The organism is Streptomyces sp. NPDC051322 (genome assembly GCF_040689485.1).
In the GTDB taxonomy this organism is placed as follows: domain Bacteria; phylum Actinomycetota; class Actinomycetes; order Streptomycetales; family Streptomycetaceae; genus Streptomyces.
In genome coordinates this window covers 20,515-45,865 of sequence record NZ_JBFBAK010000018.1, presented here as the reverse complement: position 1 = coordinate 45,865, position 25,351 = coordinate 20,515, and the positions used below count along the sequence as shown (strand labels likewise).

Sequence of the window (25,351 nt, the reverse complement as noted above, 5' to 3'; positions counted from 1 at the left end):
GAGCCAGGGCCAATCAGACTCTCTCGCGCCCGAGCTTCGCGTAGATCTCGGGACGCTTCTTGCGCAGGTAGAGGGCGTAGAGCACACCACCTATGAACAGCGCAAACGTGAACGCCATGAAAATTACCGTCACCCGCGTCGACCCTCCGATGAGTTCGGAGTAGTTCGCGATGGCCAGATAGGTCACGACGCCGAGGAACACTAGGCTGGTAGCCGGAGCGACCACCGTATTCCACAGTGATTCGGGATTCCTGCGCCGACGGCGGAGGAAGTAGACGAGCACTGCGAGGCACACGAGGAACATGAGCAGCAGCACGTTGAAGGTTCCGCTACCGCTGGCGATCGCGTAGAGGGCGTCGGGACGGACCCGGACCACGGTGAACACGATCGTGGCTACGGCCCAGATGACGCCGACCGTCAACGCCGAAATGTAGGGAGAGCTATGGCGCTTGTGCACACGGCCGAGCAACTTCGGCAGCACCCCGTCCTTCGCGAGCGAGAAGCTGTAGCGGGCGGCGATGTTCTGAACCGAGAGCATCGACGCAAGGACCGACGTGAACAGGAGCACTGAGACGATGTCGGCGAAGACCGTTCCGACCAGCTGCTCCGCGGAGTTGTTGAACAGACCAACGGTGTTCGTCTGTGCGGCCCTCTGCGCCCTGTCCGCGCCGAGGAACGCAACGTACCCCCACGCTGCGACGACGTAGAACACGCCGATGCCTGCGACGGCGAGATACGTCGCACGCGGAATGGTGCGATCCGGGTTCTTGACCTCGTCACGGAAGATCACGGTCGCCTCGAAGCCGAAGAAGTTGCCGATCGCGAAGAGGAGCGCCAGCCCGAGCCCGGCGTCCGTCAACCACGGCATCGAGAACCCGATTCCGTGTGCGACACGGTCGCCGCTGGTCGAGAACGACACCACGTCGAAAACAAGGACGATCACGACCTCGAGAATCATCGCGACTGTGAGCACCTTGGCCGAGAGGTCGATGCGGCAGTAGGCGAGGAGGGTGGTGACGACGATGATCGCAAGCGCGTACCAATACCACGGGACCTCGGGTCCATGGAGGGTTTTCGCAACGAACCCCTGCATCGTGGCCGCGAAAAAGGGTGGCGCGAAGAAGCCGATACAGACGTAGCCGACGAACGCTAGGAACGCGCCGCCGAGACCGGCCGGCTTGCCGAGACCGGCGGTGACGAACGAGTAGAAACCACCGGGGTTCTCGATCGAGCGGCTCATCTTCACGAAGCCCACGGAGAAGATGAGCAGCATCACCGTCATGATGATGTAGATGCCCGGCGCGGCCTTACCGCTGAATACCAGGAGCACGGGCATGGTGCCCGCCACGGTTGCCAGGGGCGAGGCGAACGCGAGCACGCTCATAACGAGCTCTCCGACTCCCATATTGCCCCGGAGCCGAAGCCCCTCGGTCGCCGGTACTTGCGCCGTTGCTTCGGTAGTGCCGACCATGTGGACCCAATCGTTGAATGGCTATGGAATGGCACGACACTAGGTGCGCTGCTTCACACCCTTCTGTACCAGGGTGAGACACTCCGCCGGAGTCGCCGAGGCATGCCGGAAGGCCGGTTCGCCTGTCGGGCGAGCCGGCCTTCCGCGTCGCGAACTCAGTGGGCGGTCGACGCTTGCGCGGTGACTCCGAGCTTGCGCAGGTCGACGACGTCGCGCAGCGGCTCGCCGGCCTTCCAGCAGCGCAAGTTCTCGACGAAGCGGTCGACGACGCGACTGCGCCAGCCCACCAGGTCACCCGACGCGTGCGGCGACACGAGGATGTTGTGTCGGCTCCAGAACGGACTGTCGGCCGACAGAGGTTCCTGCTCGAACACATCGAGGGCCGCGGCATCGAGGTGACCGCCATCGACAGCGGTGAGTAGGTCGTCTGCGGCGACCACAGCGCCCCGTCCGACGTTGACCAACCGGGCGCCCCGTCGCATCTTGTTCAGTCGCGACGCATCGAACAGGCCGCGGGTGTCCTCGGTGAGCGGGAGGGTCAACACAACGTCGTCTGCTTCGGGGAGCAGTTCGTCGAGATCCGCGATGGCCGCGACGGCACCGAGCGCCGGGTCCTGCCGGGCCGTACGGCCCACCACGGTGACATCCATTCCTGCGGCACGAAGGAGCAGTACGGTCTCCCGTCCCACCGGGCCGGGTCCCGCGACCAGCACCTTCCGGCCCAGGATCGGTTCGGTCTCCCTGTGTTGCCAGCGGTGCTCGTGCTGCAGCTCGATCGTGCGGCGCAGGTCCTTGGTGAACATCAGCAGCACGCCGAGGATCCACTCCGCGATCGGACGCTCGCAGACCCCTCGCGAGTTACTGGCCACGACATCGCTATTCACGATCGATTCGGTCAGGAGCGGATCCATGCCGATGCTGGAGGTGTGGATCCAACGTAGCCGCCCCGGCCCGACCTCGCGCAGCAGCGTGCTGCGGAAGTCGTTGAGGAATAGGATCTCGGCGTTCTCCTGGGCGGCCCGCAGCTCTTCGGCCGTGCGCACGACGAGGACCTCCGCCTCGGGTTCCACCGCCGCGAGCGGCGGCACTTGTCCTCCCTGAGGCACGATGACGATGACCTTCGGGCGATACATATCTTCTCCCACTTCGAGCGGCGTCCCGTTCCGCGGCGCCGCATTCCAATTCATCGGTGCGACTACCAGCCGCCCTGCCATCCGCTGGTCAGGCCGTACGGAAGCCGCTGCGGCTCCTCATCCGGCAGCTTCTCCAGGAAGTCGAAGTCGCATCCCTCGTCGGCTTGTGTGACGTGGTCGATGAAGAGCCGGCCGTAGCCGCGGCGGTACTTCGGGGCCGGCAGCTCAACGTCCGCGAGGCGCCGTTCGATCTCCTCGTCCGGGATGTCGAGATCGAGGCGCTGGTTCTCCACGTCGAGCACGATGGGGTCACCGTCTCGCACGGCGGCAAGCGGTCCCCCGATCGCGGCCTCGGGCGAGACGTGGAGGACGGTGGTGCCGAACGCGGTGCCGCTCATACGTGCGTCCGAGATACGCACTATGTCACGTACCCCGCGGCGGAGCAGTCGCTCGGGGATCGGCAGCATGCCCCACTCCGGCATGCCGGGCGCACCCGCGGGCCCGCTGTTGCGCAGCACCAGCACCGAGTCCTCGGTGATGGGGAGGCCGGGGTCGTCGATCCGGCGCCCGAGATCGTAGATGTCCTCGAAGACAACCGCCGGCCCTCGATGCTTCAGCAGCTCGGGCGACGCGGCGCTCCGCTTGATGACCGCGCCATTGGGGGCGAGCGACCCGCGAACGACCGCGATGCCGCCCGTGGCGTCGAAGGGCTGCTCGAGCTTGCTGATGACTTGGCCGTCCGGCTCGTCTGCGTTGCGGTAGCCGTCGGCCAGCGTCTCGCCGGTAACGGTGATCGCGTCGCCGTACAGCAGGGGGTCGAGCTCCTTCAGCACGGCGGAGATGCCGCCGGCGTTGAATAGTTGCTTGATGAGGTATTCGCCCGAGGGGCGCACATTCACGATCCGCGGGGTGCGCTTCGAGATCTCGTGAAAACGGTCGAGCTGTAGCTTGTAGCCAACCCGCCGCGCCAGCGCGAGCAGGTGCACGACCGCGTTGGTCGAGCCGCCGACGGCCATGAGCAGGGTGATGGCATTATCGAATGCTTGCTCGGTAAGCACCTCGCTCGGCCTGGGTCCCGAAAGCGCCATCTCGACCGCTCGTCGACCAGTGGCCTCGGCCGCCGAGGCTCTGCGGGAGTCCACGGCGGGGATCGAGGCGGTTCCGGGCAGACACATGCCGAGCGCCTCAACAAGGGAGGCCATGGTCGAGGCCGTGCCCATCTCGCTGCAGTGCCCGGCGGTGGGCTTCGCGCTGGCCTCAAGCTCGTTGAAGTCCTTCTGTGTGATGGTTCCCGCGCGGAGCTCGTCGGCGTATTTCCAGGTGTCGGTACCGACACCGAGCTGACGACCGCGGAAGTAGGCGGGTTCCTGAGGCCCGCCGGTGAGCATGATCGTCGGGACGTCAGCGCTCGCCGCGCCCATGAGCTGCGCCGGAACCGTCTTGTCGCAGCCGCCGAGCAGCACGATCGCGTCGAGCGGGTAGGCCCGGACCGACTCCTCGACGTCCATGGCCATGAGGTTGCGGAACTGCATGGCCGACGGCTTCATCAGGCTCTCGCCGAGCGAGATGGTTGGGAACTCGAGCGGCAGGCCGCCCGCCATCAGCACCCCACGTTTGACCGCATCAGCCAGCAGCTTGAAGTGGATGTTACAGTTCACCAACTCCGACCAGGAGTTCGCGATGCCGACGACCGGCCGGTCCTTGAGGGCGAACTTCGAGAAGCCTTCCGCCTGGATGGCGGTTCGGTGGATGAATCCCGTGAGATCGTGCGGGCCGAACCACCGCGCGCTGCGGAGTTCACTGGTGTTCGGGTCGGACATGAGTGTGGTGCTCCTTGAACGGCGGAGTGCGAAATAGTCCGCGCGGGTGCGGGACGTCCTGGATGAACGTGTGCGTCAGGCCTCGGTGCTGCCACCGCGAGGGCCATGCTGGTGCCGGTCGCGAAGGCGCCGTCGATCGCCACAACCCGTCGGCCAGCTCTTCGAGCGACACAGCCCATGCGATGCTCGCCACGTCGAGTCCACCGAGCTCCCACGGAATCGTTTGCGGACGCGGAGTCGGAGACATCGGTGCGGAATATGTGGGAGCGGTCGCCGATCTCGAAAGTCACGCGGCTCAACTCCCCGGCACGCCGGCCGAGCAGCGCGACGGCAGCCCCACGCGCGGCGGAAAGCCTCGCTGCGGCCTCACCCACGCCGGAGGTAGTACCGGTGATCAGCAAGCGCGCGTGCTCGGGGTCAGTGTGATGCACCCGTTTGCTCATCGTCGCCGGAACTCCCTCGTGACTCATCAGGACTGATGCGAGTCAGTACAGCAGCACGGCGAGGGCCACCGATGTTCCAGATTGACACACTGCTTCCCGGGTCGGCATTCCTAGGCTGCGTTGACGACGCCCCCGAATCCCTCCCGGGAGCGCCGGTCGGAACATCCACGAGACCCGCGTCAGACGAAGGAGTCGCATGAAAGACCAGAACCACATCGGAGTCGGCCTCATCTCCGTCGGAGTGATGGGGCGGCTCCACGCGCGCTCCTACCTCCAGAGTCAGCAGATTTTTCCGGAGCTGCCGAAGCGCGCGGAACTCGTGATCGCCGCCGACCCGGATCCGAAGGGACGCGCCCACGCGACAGAAGCGCTCGGATTCCGCGAGACGACGACCGACTACCGCAAACTTCTCGCGCATCCGGATGTGGACGTCGTGTCCATCTGCTCGCCGAACTTCCTGCACCACGAGATCGCGCTGGCGACCATCGACGCCGGCAAGCACTTCTGGATCGAAAAGCCGATGGGCCGCAGCGCCCGCGAGTCCCGAGAGATCGCGGAGGGCGCGGCCGCAGCGGGACTCTTCACGGCGGTCGGCTTCAACTATCGTCACGCTCCGGCGGTCGCCGAGGCACGCCGCCTGATCCGCTCCGGCGAGCTCGGGCGCATCACCAACCTGCAGATCCGCATGATCACCAGCTACGCCTCCGACCCCAACCAGGGCTTCACCTGGCGGTACGAGCAGGCGCAGGCCGGCACCGGGGTGCTCGGGGACGTACTGAGTCACGGCTTCGACCTGGCGCAGTTCCTCGTGGCCCCGATCACCTCGGTGAACGCGGTCACCGAGCGCTTCATCCCGCAGCGTCCGCTCCCAGGAGGTTCCACCCGCGAGGTCGAGAACGAAGACTACGCCGCGCTTCTCGCCCGCTTCGACGGCGGCGCCATCGGCATCCTCGAGACGACCCGAGTCGCCATTGGCCCTCACGCCGAGTACATCATCGAGGTCTACGGCACCAAGGGTTCGCTACGTTGGAACTTCGATCGCATGAACCAACTCGAGGTCGCCGACAACGGCAGCGGCTACCGCACGATCATGACCGGCACGTCATTCGGGGAGTTCGGGCGCTTCCAACCGAACGCTGGTCCCGGCATCGGGTTCAACGACCTCAAAACGATCGAGGCGGCGCAGTTCCTGCGCTCGGTTGCCGAGGGCACGCAGCTCGCACCGTCGGCGGCCGACGGCTGGTCGGCCTCCGAGCTGGTCGATGCCTCCGTCCGCAGCGCTCACTCCGGCCAGTGGGTCGCTATCCCCACCGTTACCGGAGTAACCACGACGCAGGCATAGAGCGCATGCACGCAGAAGGGGCGGAGTTCACCCCCCCCGATCTCCGCCCCTTCTGTCCGCGCGACCCTGCGCAGACAGCCTCTCAGTCTGGTAGCCGCGTCACGTTGCCATGCCCCGGCTACCCGAATAGGTTGCCTTTCCGATCATGGTCGGTACGGGTCGATCGGGAGTCTCGATCAGCGATCTCGCCGACAGCCAGTCACGAATCTGTCCAGATCAGAGGGGAAACTCCAAGGCTGGGCTTTAGCGTTCCCGCAGGTCACGGCGGGAGTGTTGACCGGTTCTTGCCATGGAGCAACGGAGCTCGTTGGTACAGGCGCTCGACCAAGACATCTCGCCGTCGGTGCTGGGGGTCATCGCTCGGACGGAGACTGAGGCCACGGGCCGGTTTGCTCCGGACATCTACTTTCTCCTGGCGATGTGCCTGTTCCCCACGGAGGCCGATCGTCTGCCCCAGCACGAAAGCGCCACGCGATCTGCGCGGCAGATTCGGCAGCGCACCGGTGCGGGGCCTTGTTCGGGGTGCTGGTCGGGCCGTTACCCCGGGCCGGGGTACGGTTTGCGCCTATCGGACGGCGAGGTTCAACGGCCGCAGCTCGATCAAGGTGCCTGACAGCGAGATCGGGATGAGCCCGGAGGGCCTGCGGAACTGAGTCCCCGGGGCCACTTGACGGCAGCTGCCGCAGGCCCCGCCGCCCGGGTGGCCATGCCAACATCACACATTCAAGGTCTACGAATTCCTGCGCGTCAACTCGGAGAAAGTCACCTACCGGACCATGCGCCGCATCGCAGGACAGCGCACTGACCGGCTTTCCAGACACAATTCAGATCTCTCCAGCTCACCTTGCGAGTATACTCGCGGACAAGAATGCACAACAATGCCGTCCTCAATGCGGTGGTCGCGTTTCTGGTGTGGAAGCCGGGGATCTATCACGAAGAGGAAACGTCAATGACAGCATCGGAGATCACCGCCCCAGTGCCCGCACAGCGCTTGGAGGGGAATATGGGGGTGGGTGAGCTCGCGATGAGCGTGCTCGCCTTCTCCGCGCCGCTCACCACTGTCGCTGGATTCATCCCAGTGCTCCTGATGTTCGGTGGAAACACCGGCCCGGCAATCTACATCGTCTCGACCCTGCTACTCATTGTCTTCTCGGTCGGGTTCATAACCATGGGCCGGAGGGTCCCCAACCCCGGCGGGTTCTACGCGTTCGTCACCGCTGGCCTGGGCCGGGCGGCGGGCCTCGGCGGGGCGTTTATCGCCACCTTCGGCTACGCGGTGATCGGGTTCTTCGCGCCCCCATTCTTCGCGGTGACGATACAGAGCTACGTCACGCACGATCTCGGCGGCCCCAACATCCCCTGGTACTGCTACGCACTGGCCATCACAGCTGTGACGACTGCCCTGGCCTACCACCGGATCGACCTGTCGGCCCGGGTGCTTTCCGTGGTGATGGTGCTCGAAGCTATCTGTGTCGTCGTTTTCGATGTTGCTTCCTTCCTGCACGGCGCGCCAACTGGCAGCGGTGGAGCATCGATTAGGTTGCCGTCGGTCAACGACAGCAACATCGGCCTGGCGCTCCTCTTCGTGGTGGGAAATTTCTTTGGATTCGAAGCCACCGTCATCTATCGGGAGGAGGTCAAGGACCCGGAGGCCACGATTCCCCGGGCAACCTACATCTCGGTAGCGAGCATCGGCCTGTTCTACGCGATCGCTGCTTGGGCGTACGTGGCCTATTTCGGTGCGCATCACGTGCAGAGCGCAGCGACGGCGAATAACGCAGGCATCTTCGGAGTCGTGCTGACGGCCCTTGTGGGGAAGATCTTCGTCGACATCGTCACCGTCCTGTTGATGACCTCAATCCTCGCGTCCATGCTCTCGATCCAGAACGTCGCAACCCGATACCTGTACTCGCTCGGCACCGACCGAATCCTGCCCCGGGTCTTCGGCAGAGTTCACCCCCGGCACGGATCACCGTATCTCGCCGCCTCGTTTATCGGCGGGCTCTGGACGGTCGCCATCATGCTCTTCGCGATCGCGGGCACCCCGCCCGACTCGCTCTATCCCAAGGCCAGCGGCATTGGCACCTTCGCGGTTCTCCTGCTCCTCTTCATTACCAGCATCGCCGTATTCGCCTACTTCCGTTCGAACCGCTCGGGCACGTCTGTCTCGCCGTGGAAGACGATGGTCGCTCCGCTGCTCTCAGCCGCAGGGCTCGGGCTCGTGACGTATCTCGCCGTCGTGAACTACTCCGACCTGATCGGCGCCGGCGGTGTGCTGGGGGTGGTGTTCCTCATCCTCACCTTCGTCCTCTTCCTGGCTGGAATCCTGGTAGCCCACGTCCTGCGCGTGAAGCGCCCTGAGGTTTACCAGCGAATCGGTCGGCAGGAGCTGTGATTTCCGCGGAACTGCAACGCTTCCTAATGTCGTTTGCCAGGCCGTCGTGGTCACTGGAGGTGTGACGTGGTAGCACCGTTGGTCACGAATCCGGCTCGCTGACAGCGGGTACGCTTCCGCCGCGTCCTTCGAGGCCCTCGCTGACTCCCGCTACTGGTCTCGGTCACCAGCGATGCCGACCAGGCAGGTTTCCCAGCGAAACGTCAGCAGGCCCCTGCCGACCAGCAGGACATGGCGGCCCGCCTCGCCACCCCAACAGAACGGGCCCAGTACCGTCCACGCAGCGCCCTGGTCGAGCCGGGATCCGCCCAGATCTTCCAACGCTTCAGACGACACCTCAACTACCGCGGCCGCCCGGCGGTGGACGCCGAGATCAAGCTCCTCGGCACGGTGCACAACCTCAACAAGCTCATCAATCACACGCCCAGGAAGCGCTCTTGACCTTCACGGGGCAGGAGCCGTGCGACAGTCTCGTGGTCTTCGCGCGGATGTGGCGGAACCCCCTGCGGGCTCGGGCGGGGGTGAGCCGACGGGGCTCGGCAGGCCGTTCCCAGGGACGGCGGAGGTCCTCGGCGAGGGGGCGGGCGAGGCGGAGCTGGGTGTGGGCGGCGATGATCAGCCAGGTCCACAGGTCCACAGGTCCACAGGTCCACAGGTCCACAGGTCGGCGGTCGCCGGGTCGCGGACCTTCGGCACGGTCCAGCCGAGGGTCTGCTTGAACAGTCGGAAAGTGTGCTCCAGGTCGAATCTGCGGAGGAACGCCTGCCAGCGAAGGTCGACGTCCGCGCCGGTCATCTCGGTGTGCGAGGACCACAACCACACCGGCTTCGGGTCCCGGTCGCCGGGCAGGTGCTCGACCTTCAGCCTGGTCAACGTGCTGTGGATCAGGGGTAGTTCACCTCAGTGGTCGAGCCACGGGCCGCGCGCCGTCAGACGCGGGTGCATCCGGTCCCAGACCAAGGTCTCGGCCTTGCCATAACGGTTGGTGGCACAACTCGTGGTCTGGTCGGGGGTGTGCCAGGAGTCCGGCTTGGAGAAGGTGAGGACACCGCCGTGCTTGCGGGGCTGCCCGCCGCGCGGAGTGGAACGTCGGGGTCCGGCGTCGCGGAGCATGACCCGATCCGAGCGCAGGCGGCCGACCAGCTCGACGGGCAGGTCCGCCAGGACGTAGGCGAGGCGGGTGACGTCATAGCCGGAGTCCATGACGATGAGAATGTCCTGGTCACCAGGCTTCCACTGCCCCGCTCGCACGAGCCGGACGACGACATCGCGCAGTTGGCCGGCGGTCACCGCGGTAGCGTCGTCGACCGGACCCAGCCGGACCGCGTCCAGCACGGCGGTCCACGAGGTGCGTCCCGTCTCCAGGGCCACGACAAAGGAGTAGGGCCAGCCGGGAATCATCTGGTCAGCGCTGCGTCCTCGCCCGTGGACATGGCAGAACAGCAGGTCCGGGCTGGCCGGAGCATCGGGCCGCAGCCAGTTGCTCACGTCCACCGCAAGGACGATCCGCCCGTCGGCTGCCCTCGGCAACGGCGTGGAGGCAAGCAGCCGCTGCAGACGGCGCGGCTCCAGCCAGCCGTGATTGACCGCGTCGTACATCGCGCCATGCCCGCGCCGATGCTCGGCCGTCAGTGTCAGCTCGACCAGCGACGTCACCGGGCCGTCCGCGCACAACACCGAGTCGGCCAGCTCGAAGAGCGTGCCCGCGCGCGCCTACAGGCACTCATAGAACTCCACCCGAAAGCGGGACAAGATTCCCAGCGCCTCGACGGCGGGGACATCGGCAGGGAACTCATACTCAACGGCCGTTCCTTCACGCTGCGTTACTCGACATCTCGAAGCGTGGAGGACGGCCGCGTCACGTGTCCCCGGAAACAGCGAATCTCAGCAGGTCGGGTGACGTGCGAGATTAAAGATCAAGCTCACGCCGCGCTGGTGCGGGTCAGGGGCTGTTCCGCCCAGATGGTTTTGCCGGATTGGTCGTAGCGGCTGCCCCAACGGGCGGTGAGTTGGGCGACGAGGAACAGACCGCGGCCACCTTCGTCGGTGCAGAGGGCGCGGCGCAGGCGGGGCTGGGTGTTGCTGGGGTCGGTGACCTCGCAGACCAGTACATGCTCGTGGATCAGCCGCAGGCCGATGGGGCCGCCGGCGTAGCGGAGGGCGTTGGTGACCAGTTCGCTGACCACCAATTCGGTGGTGAACGCGAGGTCGTCCAGCCCCCAGGTGGCGAGTTGGCGGGAGGTGGCCTCCCGGGCGGCGGCGACGACGGCAGGGTCGGCGGGGAACTCCCACGCCGCCGTGGCATGCGGCGGCAGGACGCGGGTGCGGGCCAGAAGCAGGGTGATGTCATCGCGCGGTGGAGGGTTGGCGGCGTCGGCGAGCAGAGCACGGCCGGTTTCCTGCAGGGGACGGCCTGGGCGATGGTGCGCCGCCAGGCGGTTGGCCAGATGCTGCAGACCGTCGTCCGCGCTGTAGTCGGCGCGCTCGATCAGCCCGTCGGTGTATAGGGCGAGGATGCTGCCCGGGGCCAAGTCGATCGCGGTGGTTTCGAAGGGCATGCCTCCGACGCCCAGCGGAGGCCCGGGGGAGAGCTCCTCCAGAATTTGGGGGGTGCCATCGGGCTGGATCACAACCGGTGGTGGGTGACCGGCGGAGGCCAGGGTGCAGCGGCCGGTGAAGGGGTCGTAGTTGGCGTACAGGCAAGTGGCGCCGGTCGTGTCCTGCTGTTCGGGGCCGGCCTCGGTGGCGATGCGGGTGACAAGTTCGTCCAGGTGGGTGAGGAGTTCGGTGGGATCTAGCTCCAGGTCGGCCAGGGTCTGAATGGCGGCGCGCAGTCGGCCCATGGTGGCGGTGGCTGGCAGGCCGTGGCCGATGACGTCGCCGACGACGAAGGCGGTTCTCAGTGAGGGTAGCGGGATCACGTCGAACCAGTCGCCGCTGATTTCGGCACCGCCACCAGCGGGCAGGTACACCCCCGCGGTGTCGGCCGCCGGGGAGTGAGTGGTGGGCTGCGGGAGCAGGCGCTGCTGAAGGGCGACGGCCACGCGATGCTCGCGCGTGAAGCGGCGGGCGTTGTCCACGCTGAGCGCTGCCCTGGAGACGATGTCGGCCAGCAGGTCCGCGTCCAGCTGGTCGAAGGGCTCGCGCTGCTCGGTGCGCCAGACGTCGATGGAGCCAAGTACCATGCCGCGCGCAAACAGCGGGGCGGCGGCTAGCGACTGCCCGCGCTCGGGGACAAATCTGCGGAGAATCTCCGGGGTGCCGACTGCATCGACATAGCTCGCTCGGTCTTGGATGACGGCCTCACCCTGCTGGAAGCTCCGGAGAATCGGGTGGTCCGGCCACGGGGGGAGCGCCTCACCGGGCTGAAGGAGTGCGGCCGGCCAGGGTCCGGCGGCTGAGGCCACCGCGGCCCGGCGCAGGTGTAGATTTCCTCCGCCAAGAAACTTGGCGGGCTCGTCCCCTGCGAGCACAGCCTCAGCGAGATCCAGCGAGGCCAGGTCCCCGAAGGCAGGGACGAGGACGTCCACGAGATCCTGGGCGGTGCGCTGGACGTCGAGGGAGGCGCCGATCCGGACCGAGGCCTGGTGTCGTAGCTCCAGCTCCCGGCGGCCCCAAAGCTGCCCGGTGGCATCCGTGCAGAGCGTGGCCAAGCCGCTGGTGTGTCCTTGGATATCCTCCAGCCGGAAGGCGGAGAGCGAGAAGGACGACCATCGGCTGGAAACCTGCGGCGAGCGAATCTGCTGCTCCTGTTCGACCAGCGGCACGCCCGTATCGAGCACCCGGCGCAGTGCCGTCTCGGCGGCCTCGGCATCCTGCGAGGAAAACACCTTCATCAGTCGGCTGCCGATGGGCTGGCCGGGGCCGCCAAACATCTCGGGTGGGATGTTGGTCCGCACAACGGTCAGGTCTGAGTCATGGATGCCAATCCCGATCCGCTCCTGTGCGATCAGTGCACGCAGCAAGGCCGCACCCTGCATCCAGTCGATCATGCGGTGGGCGGGGGCGGCCAGGACCAGGTAGGAGGCGGCCTGCAACGGCAGTACCACCTGGAAGGCGACCTCGATCGTTTGGCCGGAGCAGTGCCGCAGCATTGCCCGCCCCGCGTGCGGGATCCCGATCTCCCCGGCCTCGGCTCGGCAACACCGCTCGGAGGCATTGGCCAGCAGGTCCCGGACCGGCTTCCCACAGACCTCCCCTGCCCTTTGGCCCAGTAGTTCCTCGGCCGCGCGGGACCAGCACAGCACCGTGCCCCGACGATCGATCACAGCCGTCGCGATCTCGTCGAACACGGACGGCCAGGCGCCAGCCTGCCGGGACGAAGACCACATTCTGCGCACCTCCCAACCGATCGCCACTACGATTCAGTATGTCCGATTAGGCCACCATATGAGGCTTCGGATGGTCGAGCCGCGACGTCGAACCATCGTCGCTTTCTGGTCGAGCGGCATCCGAGCGCTCGATTTGAATGAACGTTTGATTCTATGTTGTAACTCAGAGTCATGGCATGTCCTACTTTCTTGTCGTGGGTTCGAACTGGTCATTCGTAGATCGGTGGACCCAGGGGCTCCGGGTATGGCTGTCATGCGTTAGCCGTCCGATGGCTGGAGAGGCTTGGCCGCCCGGAGCCCCGCGACGACTCGACCGCCAATTGGGAGATGCGACTCGATCGCTGTGTAGGGCAACGTCGGCGAGGTCGTCTGCGGGATCGATGTACGACGACGAGCTGGCGGAGGTGGCCGTGCCCCAGATATGAGCCGGAGTGGACATCGGCAAGGAACATCACCACTGCGTGGTGATCGATGCGGACGGTGAGCGGCTGCTGTCCCGCCGGGTCCTCAGCGACGAGATAGCACTGCTGGAACTGATCGCCGACGTCCTGGCGCTGGATACCGACGTGCTGTGGGCGGTCGATCTCAACCACGGCGGTGCTGCTCTGCTGATCGGGCTGCTGCTCAGTCATGACCAGCCGATGGTCTACATCACCGGCCTGACCGTGCACCGCGCCTCGGCTACCTACCGGGGTGAGGGCAACACCGACGCCAAGGACGCCTTCGTCATCACCGATCAGGCCCGCATGCGCCGGGACCTGAGCCTGTTGCGGCCCGGCGACGAGATCGCCGTCGCCCTGCGCACGGTGGGCTGACCGGACGCTGTCGCGCCCGGACCCCAGCGGGCTTTCCACGTTCCGCACGAGTGAGATACGACCGGGGTGGGTGCCCCCTAAACTCCGGGACGGCGATGCTCTCCCGGCTGACGTTGGGTCTTCAGCCGGCGCCTGCCGCTTCTCAGCGGCCAGTCCTGCACCCCGCTGAAGCAATCCATCGGCGGAGCCCACGATCACGAAGCATCATCAGGGTTCACTTGCGTTCACCCGTCCGGTCTTCCCCTTGCCTGTGGCCCGCGGATGGAACGGGGGCCCTTGGGCTTCTCCTTCGAGCTCCACACCCCGCCGTTACCGTTGACGCATGTCGAAGTGGGGACGGGCCTTGAGCATGGGCCGGGAACTACGCTGTCGACATCAAGCCGATCCTCCGATCAGGTAATTCACTCAATCTCGTGCGACTTCGTGTCGCACCCCAGCGCTGGTGGTAGAGGCCCACCAGCACGGCCGCCGGGTAGCGGCAGGCGTCGGTCAAGGTGGTGACCAGCTGGTAGGAGCCGGTGAAGACGGTGCCGTCCGCGCAGTCACCGTGATGTTCGCGTCGATCACACGTACCTTCTCGGCGGCGATGACCGACAGGTATGAGCCGCGGCGAGACGTGTGAGAACGGGGGTACGCCGGTTGCTGCGGAGTCGGCCCAGGAACTGGGCGCGGGGCGCGGTGACGGAGGCGAGGAAGTCGTTGCCGTCGAAGCCCTTGTCCCACAGGACGAGCATGTCCGGCCGCAGCAGATGCAGCAGGCGCGAGACATAGCTGGTCTCGCCCTCAGCGGTGGGCCCGAACACCGCGCCGCAAGGCACGTGTGCCGGTCTCGACCAGCGTCATTAACTCCAGTGTGGGATAGCCTTGATGGGAGGTTCGCCCCATCCAGGGCCCTGTTTCGCCCGCAGCCGGGGACCTTCTGGGAACTGCAGCCGTCGAATGACACAGTCCGGTACGGCCCGAACCGCACACCGGGTGTCGTCGGCCGGGCCAGAGGCCCTGCGAGAACATCGAATAACGCCCGCACCGGGGCACTGCCCAGGCGTCGGCGCAGATCGCGCAGGGCCATCGGCGTCGGGGAGGCTACCGGCACTTCGGTCAGCCCGGCTGTCAGCTTGTCCCAGACCAGCCGGTAGCCGACTTCAGGGAACAGACACATCGCGAGCAGGAAGTAGATCCCGACCCTCGAAGGAAGAGCACGCAGTTACTGAGCGGGTCTCCGCCAGGACCGCGTCGACCAGCTCGAACGGCACGACGGCCGTCAGCTCGCCCAGATGCCCGGGCGCGTACCGGCCCGCGCCACCGTGACCGTACGGGTGATGGCCATCACCGAGGCCGGCAGGACATTATGAAACAGCAACGGAGCTCCTCAAGTACAAGCTGTCTTGGACGACTGCCTGTACCAACGAGCTCCGTTGCTCTTGCGTCGGAAATCCTTCAACTGGCTTGCGTGACCTGCGAAAACGTTAACTACCCGGCCTTGGGTCATTCACCGGCACCGACGCGGTGTTGCGTACCTGCAGCAACCCGGCCGGTTCCGCCGGCCCGTAGCCAGCGCCTCGCCGGGCAGAGCGGCGCCCCGAGCCTCGGCGCCGAGAGAGCCCTCGCCGCGGAACGGGTCGTCGACGGAGCTGTGGCTGCCGGTCGTCCTCCTGGCCCTGTGGTGGATCTCCAGTCGCTACTCGATGTCGATCTACTTCCCGCCCCTGCGCTACATCCTCGACAGCTTCAGGCAGGACTGGCTGAGCGGCCAGGGCCTGCACAACCTGGAGCCCAGCCTCACCGTACTCGTCGCCGGCTTCCGCCTGGCGGTTCTCGTCGGAAGTGCGGGCGGAGCCGTCATGAGGCTCAGCCGCTTCACCGAGCGAGCCACCCACCCGCTGCTCGGGTCTGCTGCGTGCCGTGCCCGGTGTCGCACCGCTGCCGGTGCTCAGCCAAGGCATTGAGGTCAACCGACGAGCTGGCCCTTCTCAGCTGACCCACAGGGCACAGGCGTCGCCACAGTGATCGACACGGGTTCCTCGAGTTTTCCCTCCAGTGCGTCTTGGACCTGTCCAACGGCCTCGCTAGCACCGTGCTGTTCCAGCAAAGACTCGTTTGCCCACTGCTCGATGATGAGGAACTCCTTCCCCCCATCGTGAAGTGTGTATAGCAGGCACCCTTCCTCTTGGTGTATTGCCGGGATCGATGTGATGACCGCTGCGAGGACCTCCTCACGGTGTTTGGGTAGTGGTCTGATGGCGGCCACGACTGTGACTGGCATTGTCCCTCCTGGGGTCAGGGGCGTTGCGTGCTTGGGATTGGTCCGGGTTCGCCGGTCTCGTGAGTGACGTGGCGTCATCTCCGTTGTGCGGCAGGAGGCCCGGGAGAGCAGAGCACGCACGGTGCCGGTGATCATGTGGTTGTCGAGACTCATGAGAACCGAGCGAGACCCGTGCCTGCCCGGACATCATCGCCCATCCCTTCATCGCCGGCGCAACTGGGCTCCACGGCTGATCCCCTCGATCTTGGTCGCCGATCCCCGCGATGCGCGAGACGATCCCCGCCGGACGCCAGCAGCCGGGCCCGGGCCGACAAGGTGGAGGGCATATCGACGACGTTCTCGCCCGCGGCGGCCAGCTGCTGGGCGAGCGAGCGGCCCAGACCGCCAGCTCCTTCGACCGCGAATCGGTGTTCGGGCCACTGCTCGCACCAGCGCATCAGCTGGCGGAAGGTTCCGGCATTGACGACGAACCGGCGCTGGGCCACCTGGTGGCCTGCGGCGTCGACGGCGACGGCGGTGTGGGACGACTTGTGGGGATCGACACCGATCAGGATCACAGACTGGCCTCGCACTCGATGAGACAGCAAGGGGAGTGCGGTGGGCACCCTGACTTGTCACCGTGTCACCTTCATGCCTCTGTCGAGCCACACCGCGCGGGTGTCGGCCAGCGGCGGCACGCTATCAGTGAGCCAGCCCGAGGGCAGCAAGGAGCACTGCGGGCCCGTGCCGGCCGACACCCTGGACGCTACGGCTGCAGACCGAGCGTCTGGGCTCGATTGAACAAGTCAGGAGAGCCTGGCCAGAGGCCCCTGACTGTCCTGTCTGCCCTGTCCGGCCGGAGCTACCTTCGGCAAGGAAGGCTCCTCCAGCATGTCAGGCACAGCCTCTGCAGACGCACGGCTCTGACCGCGGAGCTGGACACGCTGGTCACCGAGCTCAACCCCGGCCTGCGTGCCGCCTATGGCGTGGGCCCAAACACCGCCGCCCAGCTGCTGATCACAGCAGGGGCGAACCCGGAACGATTGCGCACGGAAGTGTCCTTCGCCGCGCTGTGCGGTGCGGCCCCCGTCCCGGCCTCGAGCGGGAAGACCAACCGGCACCGGCTCTCCCGCGGTGGCGACCGCGCGGCCAACGCGGCTCTGTACCGGATCGCGCTCGTCCGGACGGTCCGCGACCAAGGCACTCGTGCTTACGTCGAGCGTCAAACCGACGCCGGCCGTACGAAAAAGGAGATCATCCGGCTGCTCAAGCGCGCCATCGACCGTGAGGTCTTCCGGCTGCTGACCACCCCGGTCCGTGTCCCCGACGTCGCGGACCTGCGGCAGACCCGGCAATCGAAGAACATCACCCTCACCAGCGCGGCAAACCACTTCAGCGTCTGGCCCGCCGTCATCTCCAACATCGAGCGCGGCCTGCGCCGGGACGACACCTTCGCCGGTACATACCGCGAGTGGCTCCTCAGCGCTTGACCAACATTAGGAGTCAGCCGTTCACCTGCGGATGACGCCTCGCGGGCGTGAGAATCGGTATGGGGGCTGTCCGCCGACACCGCTTGATGTTTGGGCCGCTGAGCCCGCATAGGAGTCTGGTGAGGGAGTCGTCCGAGGGGCCGCACACTGTCGCTTCGAGCACGCCGTTCAGCTTCTCCGTTTCCCCTCAGACTCCCCGGGTGGCCCCCGCCCGCACACGTGCAAGGGGAGGAAGGCCATGGAGGAGACGAGGGAAGACCAGGACGACGGAACGGTCGCCCGGGTCGCGGCAGTCCCGCGTCCGCCTGACGGCGGCGCCTCGCGGCCGTGAAAATGGGGCGGGGTCCGTCTGCTGACGCCGGTCGCTCCTTGCATCGTGAGGCCGTGAGTCAGTCTGGCGCCGGGAGCCGGACCGAGGAGCTACGCCCTGACGCTTCGAGCCCGCGGATTCAGATTCCCGCTTCATCCTCACAGTTCCCCAGATGGCCCCCGTTCACCGCAGCCGCATGCGCAGGGAGGGAACCGTGGATACACCGCCGCCGCTGGAAGAAGTCGATCGGTCCGAGGAACTCGTCTCCCGTGTGTGCGCGATCGACATCGCGAAGGCGTCGGGGATGGTGTGCGTGCGGCTGCCGCACGACAGTCTCCCCGGGCGCCGGGCGCCGGGCGCCGGGCGCCGGGTGCAGCGGACATGGACCCTACCGGCCACGACGAACACGATCCTGGATCTGGCCGATCACCTCGTGTGCCAGAGCGTCAGCCGGGTGGTGATGGAGGCGACCGGGGCGTACTGGAAGCCCTGGTTCTACCTCCTGGAGGCCCGCGGACTGGAGGTCTGGCTGGTCAACGCCCGGCAGGTCAAGAACGTCCCCGGCCGGCCCCAGACCGACAAGCTGGATGCCGTCTGGCTGGCGAAACTCACCGAACGCGGCATGCTCAGCCCCTCCTTCGTGCCCCCGAAACCCATCCGGCAGCTATGGGACCTGACCCGCACCCGCACCGTCTTCACCGACGAGCGCTCCCGGCACAAGCAGCGCGTGGAGAAGATCCTCGAGGACGCACAGATCAAACTCTCCTCCGTGGCCACCGACATCTTCGGCGTCTCCGGACGCGCCATGCTTGACGCCCTGGTGGCCGGTGAACGCGACCCGAAGGTCCTGGCCGAGATGGCCCGGGCCCGGATGCGCACCAAGAAGGACGCCCTCGCCGAGGCTCTGAAGGGCAACTTCGAGGACCACCACGCCCGCCTGATCACCATCCTGCTGCAGACCGTCGACCACCTCACCACCCAGATCGACCGCCTGACCGCCGACGTCGAACGCGTCATCGCCGCACTCCCCACCCCGGACAACGACGGTGGCGGTGGCGGTGGCGGGATGAGTCTGGTCGAGCGCCTCGACGAAATCCCCGGGATCGGACCCGGCATCGCCCAGGTGGTCATCGCCGAACTCGGCTGCGACATGAGCGTCTTCCCCACCGCCGACCATCTGGCCTCCCGGGCGAAACTCTCCCCAGGCACCATCCAGTCCGGGACGAAGAACACCTCCGGCAAGACCGGCAAGGGCAACACCTGGCCGAAACGGGCCCTGGGCGAGGCCGCGATGTCCGCCGCCAAGACCGACACCTTCCTCGGCGCCCGCTGACACGAAAATCCCCGTTCCGCCAGGTCAGGCGGCCTCCGTCGAGTTGAGGGTGACTTGGTATCCGAGCTGGTTGAGCTAATTCATCTCGACCACGCAGGAAGCATTTACCGGCCCGAGGTGGCCTGCACGGTGAGTCGATCTTCCTCACCGCAAGCCCGGCGGAAGCTTGTCGCGATTTCATCGGCGCCACCGATGCTTCCTGTGATCGTTTGCCGGAGCAGGGTGCCGTCGTAGACCACCGCCACTGCCTCGGCTGCCTCGTCCGACACGTAGCGCTCGAACAGTCTGGCGAGGAATGTTGCCCATGCGTGAGCCTTCACATGGAGGCTCGGCCTCTGCGCCGCCGCGAGGACCAACTCGAAGTTCACATACACATTTCCCTTCTCCTGGGAGGTCTTGCGCAGAACCAGCTGTGTTAGCTCCTCTGGGAGGTCGCACCCAGCAGGCAAGGACTCGAACCACTGCGTCAGTCCGTCCATGTCCTCCGACATCGCGACACCGAAGGCACTTTCGAGAATGTCGTCGAGCGTCGCGAAGTGGTAAGTGGTCGTTCCAAGGGAGACGCCGGCCTCCGTCGCCACGCGGCGATGCGTCAGTCCACTGACGCCGTGCCGCTCGATGACGGCGAGAGCGGCTCTCGCTATCAAGGCTTTGCGTTCATCTCCGCGCCGTTGGGTACGGTCGCGCCGCTTCGTGGTCACCTGACGAGCCTACGACAGCAAGATCTTCGAGCTCTCCGACAGCGCACGAGGCAGTTTGTGGGTGCGACCACCTTCATCGAGACCGCCCTGGCCCGGGAGTCGGCGCGACCGTGCTTGCGACTCGTATCATCTCGTCCAACTGCAGGACCTTGACGCGTGGCCGGAAGCCCGCACGCCCCGCGGCTCGCTCGTGGGCGTCTATGACCCGAGCACCCTCAGCGTTCACGGCCTGAGGTAGCAGTGCGGCCACATCCTCTTCCTCTGCAGGTCGAGGCAAGCGTGCATCAGCGAAGTCGTCCAGGAGACAGGCGACCGTCTCCTTGGCGCATTGCTTGTTCGTCCCGATCACACCCGAGGGACCTCGCTTGATCCAGCCCGTCGCATAGACGCCTGACAGCGGCTGACCAGTGGAAGGGTCAACCACTCGTCCCTGGTCGTTCGGCAGCGTAGAGTTGTGCCTGTCGTACGGGAGCTGGGGTAGCGGATCGGCTCGATATCCCACCGCACGTAGAACCATCCCGCCCTCGAGATCCTCTGTCCTTCCGGTGGGCCTGGCCACCATTGCGCGATCCTCGCTGACGAGGTCATTGCACCCAAGCCGGATACCTGCCACGCGTTCGCGCCCAAGAACTTCAACGGGGGTGCGAAGGAACTTGAAGGTGACGCGTCGCCCACTCCCGGGTTCCCGCCGGCTATGACGGGCGAGAAGCTCAGCCTTCAGCTGACCAGGAGAGGACCGGGCGGCGTGCCCCGAACGTTCCCGGTTGAGATCGACCTCGTCGGGGGAAACCACGACGCTGACGCCGGGAGCCGCGACGAGACCCATGAACTCCGGCGTGGTGAATGCAGCCTCGGCGGGCGATCGCCTGCCAATGATGACGACTTCTTCTACTTTGCTGGCCGCAAGGGCGGCCAAGGCATTGTCTGATATGTCCGTCTTCCGGAGGTGGTCGATGTCAGTCGTCAGAATCCGGGCGACATCGAGGGCGACGTTTCCATTGCCGACAATGGCGACGCGAGGACAGGAAAGATCGAACTCCTGTGTTGCGAAGTCCGGATGGCCGTTGTACCACGACACGAAAGCCGTCGCAGAGTGGCAACCGGCCAAGGATTCGCCTGGGATGCCCAGACCTCGGTCCCCCATCGCCCCGACCGCGTAGACGACCGCGTGATAGCGCGTTGCGAGCTGAGCATGGGAGACGTCGCGACCCACCTCGACGTTGGCCAAGAGCCGGAATCCCGGCCGCCGCATCGTCTCGCTGAAGCTGTTCAGCACACCCTTGGTCGCTTGGTGGTCTGGTGCTACGCCGTAACGGACAAGGCCGCCAGCGACCGGAAGTCGCTCGAACATGTCAACTTCGACTTTCAGGCCTGTTTGCGTGAGGAGCTCTTCGGCCGCATAGAACGCGGACGGTCCTGCCCCCACGACGGCCACACGGAGGAGCTCTGTGCCGTCGTCCCAAGCGCGTCTGGCTACCAAACGCGGAACAGCCGGCTTTGCGTTGTCGCGGTTCACGAAGTACGTCGCGTTGAGCTCCTCGTAATCCGTGAACGCGCTCGGCAGTTCGTAGTCCGGATAGATGGCGCTCACGGGGCAGGGGGCGACGCAGGCGCCGCAGTCGATGCACACATCGGGGTCGATGTAGAGCATCTCAGCGGTGGCGAAGTCAGGTTCACCCGGCGTCGGATGGATGCAATTCACCGGGCACACCGAAACGCAGGTGGCGTCGTTGCAACAACTCTGGGTGATGATGTGTGCCATAGTGTGCTCCTTGTGCCTGGGGCTGGAGACTCACATGCGTGGTCTACTTGAGAGGACGTCCGTAGGCCTAGCTGGCGGTATACCCGCCGTCGAGAACCAGTTCGGCACCGGTCATGTAGCTCGAGCTGTCCGACAGGAGGAAGCAGACCGCCGACGAGATCTCGTATGGATTGGCGTATCTCTGCAGAGGAATCATCGAGGTGTCGGGCACGGCGTCGGTGTCACCGAGTTCCTGGATCATCGGGGTGAGTGTGTCACCGGGATGCACCGAGTTCACCCGCACGCCAAAGGGTGCGAGCTCGATCGCTGCCGCCTTCGACATTCCCCGGACAGCGAACTTGCTGGCCGAGTATGCGAAGCACTCCGCGATGCCCACCAGACCGGCGGTCGAGGAGATGTTCACGATGGAGCCACCCCCCGACTCCAGCATCGGGCGGACGAAAGCCTTCATCCCGAGGAAAACGCTCCGCTGATTGACAGCTACGACGCGTTCGTATTCTTCAACTGATGTGTCCAGCAGTGTCTTGGCAACTAGGATGCCAGCGTTGTTGACCAAGCCGTCAATCCTTCCGAAAGCCGACAGCCCCGCCGCAACGCTGCGAGCCCAGTCACGCTCGTCGGTGACGTCAGTGTGGACGTACAACGCTCTATCCTCGTAACGGTCTGCGACCTCAACTCCGAGTTCGTCACGCACGTCGAGCACTAGCACCTGGGCGCCGAGTTCGATGCACGCGTGCACGTGCGCCATACCCATTCCCCGAGCCGCGCCCGTCACTGCGACGACTTTGCCTTCAAGCGACGCAGCGACGTGCGATGCAGCAGTCTTGGAGTCTGAGGCCGTGCCGCGGTTCATGGGCGGACCTCCACACTGATGGCGCCGGCCGGGCAAGCGGAGCAGGCGTGTTCGAGCACATCGAGCAGCGACAAGGGCTGCCGCGGCGCGCACTGGGCGGTGAGCTCATCGCTCAGGCTGAAGACATCCGGAGTCACCCGCTCGCATTCGCCGTGTCCTTGACAAAGACTCGAGTCAACCGTGACCACGGCGTACTGTGCGTCCTTCGACACCGTCATGCCCCCGATCGAATCTCGACGTGCTCAAATCCGCGCGCCACATGAGAAATTGCGCGGACCGGCGGAACAGCAAGCTCGTACTCGGGCATCTGAGTCAGAAGCTCCTCCAGCACGAGTCGCGTCTCAAGCCGTGCAACCGGAGCCCCGATGCAATGATGGATGCCGTCAGCGAAAGCGAGATGCCGTCCGGGCTTCCTCGAGATATCGAACCGTTTGGGGTCTTCCCAGTAGCGTTCGTCGCGGTTGGCTGAGCCGAGCAGGTTGACGATCGTCGCTCCCGCCGGAATGTTCGTGCCGTGATGTTGGGTGACAACGTTCGAAACTCGAGATACCGACTGCACGACGGACTCGTACCTCAGACACTCTTCAATCGCGGCGGAGATCTTGCTTCGGTCTTCGATCAGCTTGGCGCGCTCTCCCGGGTGATCGGCAAGCAGCCAGATCGCGTTGGTGATCAGGTCCTGCGTCGTTCCGCTGGAGGCGACGATCAGGTGAGCGATCATCCCGAGGATTTGCTCGTCGCTCAGAGAGCTACCTTCCAACTCGGACCGCATCAGATGGCTAATGATGTCATCACGGCCTTCAGGGTCCTCTTGACGCCGCTGCACGATGATCTCGCGACAAAACGCTTCGATGTGCTCGCCTGCAACGAACGCTGCCTGCGGCGGGTTTGGATCGTTCGGAACCCGCGCGAACACGGGCTTCATGAAAGACAGCATCTCGGGCCGGCGTTCCTCGGGGACGTCGAACATCTGCGCCACGACGAACGTAGGAAGCTGCCAGGCAATCATCTCGGTGACATCACCGGAACCTTGCGCCACCAGGTCACCAACCAGTCTCGCGACTTCGGCGCGAACGGGCTCAAGGAGTCGGCGTTGGAAGACCTTGGGACTGAACCACGGCTGCAGCAGACGCCGATACACGTCGTGCTCCCGACCATCCTTCTCATCCATGTTGCCGGGGCTGAGCAGGGAGTCGGTTTTGTCAATGTCGACCCCCTCCCGGTTGGAGTAGGTCTCCCAGTCCCGGATGGTCGACTGGACGTCCTCGTATCGTGACAGGACCCAGAGGTCGTGCTTCTCGACGTAGTAGACCGGCGATTCGTTTCGCAGCCACTCGTATGCCGGATATGGGTCCTTCTGGGTCTCGAAGTCGAACGGATCGAATGACATAGCTCCCACTCCTAGTCCTGGAGACCGCCGTCCCGCTCTCATGCGCTCGGATGTTTCAACCCACTCCACCGAAACCATCGATCAGCAGGGGGCGTCCGAATCCCAAGTTGCCCTGCGGCGGCATGAATCTGTACATCTGTACGACTTGAAAAACCTTAGACCTCCACGCGCCCTCTCCACAACCCCTAACGAACGTTCAATCAATGTTTGTTGCGGTGGGGGACCGAGGTAGCGCCTACCACTGGCCGGAGCGCGCGCTTTGACCGCGGCGCCCACGACGAGTCCCGTGACGAAGGCAACCGCGGGAAGGCGAGCAACGAAGGTGGGGGCAACGCTTCTTCCCCGGCGCGCCACCCACCGCAGGGCGGAGTCCGTCACGACCCAGAAGGATCGCGTCCCTTGTCGTTGTGTTGGGGATCGGTGGCCGGGGGTGCGCGGGCGTCTGCCCAGGGCGCACTTCCGCGGGTGGGTACCGCTCCCTGAACACGGGGCGGGCCGCCGCGTAACTCTTCTTGGTAAACAGGCGTTCGACCACGAGGAGTACACGATGGCCCTGTCTCAGTCTGAGCTGATACGGCTCCTTGAGTCACTACGTTGAACCGACGGAACCGAGCTGATCCGCGCCATCGCTGAGCGCATGGTGCAGGAACTGATCGAGGCCGAGACAAGTGCCCAGATCGGCGCGGAGTGGAACGAGCACACGCCGACGCGGACCAACATCCGCGACGGTCACCGGGAGAAGGTGCTGACCACGCTGGCCGGTGATCTGGACCTGGAGATCCCCAAGGTCCGCACCGGGAGCTTCTTCCCGTCGCTGCTGGAACGAGGGCGCCGCATAGATCAAGCCCTCTATGCCGTGATCATGGACGCATACGTGCGCGGCGTCTCCACTCGCAGCGTGGATGACCTGGTCAAAGCCCTCGGCGGAGACAGCGGGATCTCCAAGTCCGAGGTCTCACGGATCTGCGCTGCCCTGGGCGAGCCGCTGACTGCGTTCCGCACCCGGCCCCTGGAGCATGTCCGCTTCCCCTACGTCTACCTGGACGCGACGTACTGCAAGGCGCGGGTGAACCATCAGATCGTCTCGCGGGCCGTGGTGGTCGCCACCGGCATCACCGAGGACGGCAACCGTGAGGTGCTGGGCCTGATGGTCGGCGACAGCGAGAGCGAGGCGTTCTGGAAAGAGTTCCTGCGTTCCCTGCGTGAGCGGGGCCTGTCCGGGGTCCGCCTGGTCGTCACCGATCAGCACTCGGGACTGGTCGCCGCAGTGCGCAAGGTCATGCTCGGCGTCTCCTGGCAAAGGTGCAGGGTTCAATTTCTACGGAACGTCTTCGGCGTGATCGAGAAGGACTCCGGCGAGATGGTCGCCGCGACGATCCGCACGATCTTCACCCAGCCCACCGCCGAGCTGGTGCGCACCCAGCTCGATACCGTCGCCGACATGCTCGGCCAGCAGTTTCCCAGGGTCGGGGCTTGAGGAACATCGGAACGGAAACCGGCGCTAAGCCCTCGTCGTCCCT

The 25,351-nt window shown here is 65.6% G+C and carries 17 protein-coding genes and 6 pseudogenes; 8 read left to right on the top strand and 15 right to left on the bottom strand.

Annotation, left to right across the window (positions count from 1 at the left end; genetic code table 11):
• Positions 1-13: 13 nt before the first annotated feature.
• The 4 genes and pseudogenes from AB0436_RS29255 to AB0436_RS29240 all read right to left on the bottom strand — a co-directional run.
• Positions 14-1,384, bottom strand: coding sequence for an APC family permease (locus AB0436_RS29255; protein WP_366470959.1), 1,371 nt, complete (start codon positions 1,382-1,384; stop codon positions 14-16).
• A gap of 242 nt (positions 1,385-1,626) precedes the next feature.
• On the bottom strand, positions 1,627-2,685 hold the full coding sequence (locus AB0436_RS29250) for a D-2-hydroxyacid dehydrogenase (RefSeq protein ID WP_366470958.1): 1,059 nt from the start codon (positions 2,683-2,685) through the stop codon (positions 1,627-1,629).
• A complete protein-coding gene (locus AB0436_RS29245) occupies positions 2,667-4,424 on the bottom strand; it encodes an IlvD/Edd family dehydratase (RefSeq protein WP_366470957.1) in 1,758 nt (585 codons plus the stop codon). Before AB0436_RS29245 ends, AB0436_RS29250 begins: the two co-directional genes overlap by 19 nt.
• A gap of 224 nt (positions 4,425-4,648) precedes the next feature.
• Positions 4,649-4,867 (bottom strand): annotated as a pseudogene (locus AB0436_RS29240) (SDR family NAD(P)-dependent oxidoreductase); the annotation flags it as partial.
• 196 nt (positions 4,868-5,063) lie between these two features.
• Here AB0436_RS29240 and AB0436_RS29235 point away from each other — a divergent pair.
• The 3 genes from AB0436_RS29235 (at position 5,064) to AB0436_RS29225 (ending at position 9,045) form a co-directional block, all read left to right on the top strand.
• Positions 5,064-6,209 (top strand): Gfo/Idh/MocA family oxidoreductase, encoded by a 1,146-nt coding sequence (locus AB0436_RS29235; RefSeq protein WP_366470956.1) that lies wholly within the window; start codon positions 5,064-5,066, stop codon positions 6,207-6,209.
• An 868-nt stretch (positions 6,210-7,077) separates the two neighbouring features.
• A complete protein-coding gene (locus AB0436_RS29230; RefSeq protein WP_366470955.1) occupies positions 7,078-8,604 on the top strand; it encodes an APC family permease in 1,527 nt (508 codons plus the stop codon).
• A gap of 153 nt (positions 8,605-8,757) precedes the next feature.
• Positions 8,758-9,045 carry a transposase gene (locus AB0436_RS29225; RefSeq protein ID WP_366470985.1) on the top strand — a complete coding sequence of 96 codons (288 nt, stop codon included), beginning with the start codon at positions 8,758-8,760 and terminating at the stop codon, positions 9,043-9,045.
• A gap of 43 nt (positions 9,046-9,088) precedes the next feature.
• Here the strand turns inward: AB0436_RS29225 and AB0436_RS29220 are convergent.
• Both AB0436_RS29220 and AB0436_RS29215 read right to left on the bottom strand, forming a co-directional pair.
• Positions 9,089-10,365 (bottom strand): annotated as a pseudogene (locus AB0436_RS29220) (NF041680 family putative transposase); the annotation flags it as partial.
• A gap of 161 nt (positions 10,366-10,526) precedes the next feature.
• Complete coding sequence (locus tag AB0436_RS29215; RefSeq protein ID WP_366470954.1) at positions 10,527-12,935, bottom strand: SpoIIE family protein phosphatase; 2,409 nt, start codon at positions 12,933-12,935, stop codon at positions 10,527-10,529.
• A 431-nt stretch (positions 12,936-13,366) separates the two neighbouring features.
• Here AB0436_RS29215 and AB0436_RS29210 point away from each other — a divergent pair.
• Positions 13,367-13,738: pseudogene (locus tag AB0436_RS29210) on the top strand (IS110 family transposase); the annotation flags it as partial.
• Positions 13,739-14,313: 575 nt separating this feature from the next.
• Here AB0436_RS29210 and AB0436_RS29205 read toward each other — a convergent pair.
• Positions 14,314-14,553: a hypothetical protein gene (locus AB0436_RS29205; RefSeq protein WP_366470988.1), complete on the bottom strand. Its 240-nt coding sequence runs from the start codon at positions 14,551-14,553 to the stop codon at positions 14,314-14,316.
• Between the two features lie 266 nt (positions 14,554-14,819).
• Positions 14,820-14,909, bottom strand: a pseudogene (locus tag AB0436_RS29200) (hypothetical protein); the annotation flags it as partial.
• 526 nt (positions 14,910-15,435) lie between these two features.
• Between AB0436_RS29200 and AB0436_RS29195 the strand changes: the two are divergent.
• A complete protein-coding gene (locus tag AB0436_RS29195) occupies positions 15,436-15,696 on the top strand; it encodes a hypothetical protein (protein WP_366470953.1) in 261 nt (86 codons plus the stop codon).
• 2 nt (positions 15,697-15,698) lie between these two features.
• Here AB0436_RS29195 and AB0436_RS29190 read toward each other — a convergent pair whose 3' ends face one another.
• Positions 15,699-16,013, bottom strand: coding sequence for a putative quinol monooxygenase (locus AB0436_RS29190; RefSeq protein ID WP_366470952.1), 315 nt, complete (start codon positions 16,011-16,013; stop codon positions 15,699-15,701).
• 149 nt (positions 16,014-16,162) lie between these two features.
• Positions 16,163-16,585 carry a transposase gene (locus tag AB0436_RS29185; protein ID WP_366470951.1) on the bottom strand — a complete coding sequence of 141 codons (423 nt, stop codon included), beginning with the start codon at positions 16,583-16,585 and terminating at the stop codon, positions 16,163-16,165.
• Between the two features lie 390 nt (positions 16,586-16,975).
• Here AB0436_RS29185 and AB0436_RS29180 point away from each other — a divergent pair.
• A pseudogene (locus AB0436_RS29180) lies at positions 16,976-17,296 on the top strand (IS110 family transposase); the annotation flags it as partial.
• A gap of 710 nt (positions 17,297-18,006) precedes the next feature.
• Complete coding sequence (locus AB0436_RS29175) at positions 18,007-19,125, top strand: IS110 family transposase (RefSeq protein WP_366470950.1); 1,119 nt, start codon at positions 18,007-18,009, stop codon at positions 19,123-19,125.
• Between the two features lie 104 nt (positions 19,126-19,229).
• On the opposite strand, the gene AB0436_RS29170 is transcribed toward AB0436_RS29175, so the two are convergent.
• The 5 genes from AB0436_RS29170 to AB0436_RS29150 form a co-directional block, all read right to left on the bottom strand.
• The gene (locus AB0436_RS29170; RefSeq protein ID WP_366470949.1) at positions 19,230-19,826 is read right to left on the bottom strand and encodes a TetR family transcriptional regulator; all 597 of its coding nucleotides are present in this window, start codon (positions 19,824-19,826) and stop codon (positions 19,230-19,232) included.
• Between the two features lie 73 nt (positions 19,827-19,899).
• Positions 19,900-21,588 (bottom strand): FAD-dependent oxidoreductase, encoded by a 1,689-nt coding sequence (locus AB0436_RS29165; protein ID WP_366470948.1) that lies wholly within the window; start codon positions 21,586-21,588, stop codon positions 19,900-19,902.
• Positions 21,589-21,655: 67 nt separating this feature from the next.
• Positions 21,656-22,441 carry a glucose 1-dehydrogenase gene (locus AB0436_RS29160; protein WP_366470947.1) on the bottom strand — a complete coding sequence of 262 codons (786 nt, stop codon included), beginning with the start codon at positions 22,439-22,441 and terminating at the stop codon, positions 21,656-21,658.
• Positions 22,438-22,659 carry a ferredoxin gene (locus AB0436_RS29155; protein WP_366470946.1) on the bottom strand — a complete coding sequence of 74 codons (222 nt, stop codon included), beginning with the start codon at positions 22,657-22,659 and terminating at the stop codon, positions 22,438-22,440. The genes AB0436_RS29160 and AB0436_RS29155 overlap by 4 nt, the downstream gene beginning before the upstream one ends.
• Positions 22,656-23,831, bottom strand: a complete 1,176-nt coding sequence (locus AB0436_RS29150; RefSeq protein WP_366470945.1) for a cytochrome P450 — start codon at positions 23,829-23,831, stop codon at positions 22,656-22,658. Before AB0436_RS29150 ends, AB0436_RS29155 begins: the two co-directional genes overlap by 4 nt.
• Positions 23,832-24,378: 547 nt before the next feature.
• On the opposite strand from AB0436_RS29150, the pseudogene AB0436_RS29145 reads away from it, so the two are divergent.
• Positions 24,379-25,299, top strand: a pseudogene (locus tag AB0436_RS29145) (IS256 family transposase); the annotation flags it as partial.
• Between the last annotated feature and the right edge of the window lie 52 nt (positions 25,300-25,351).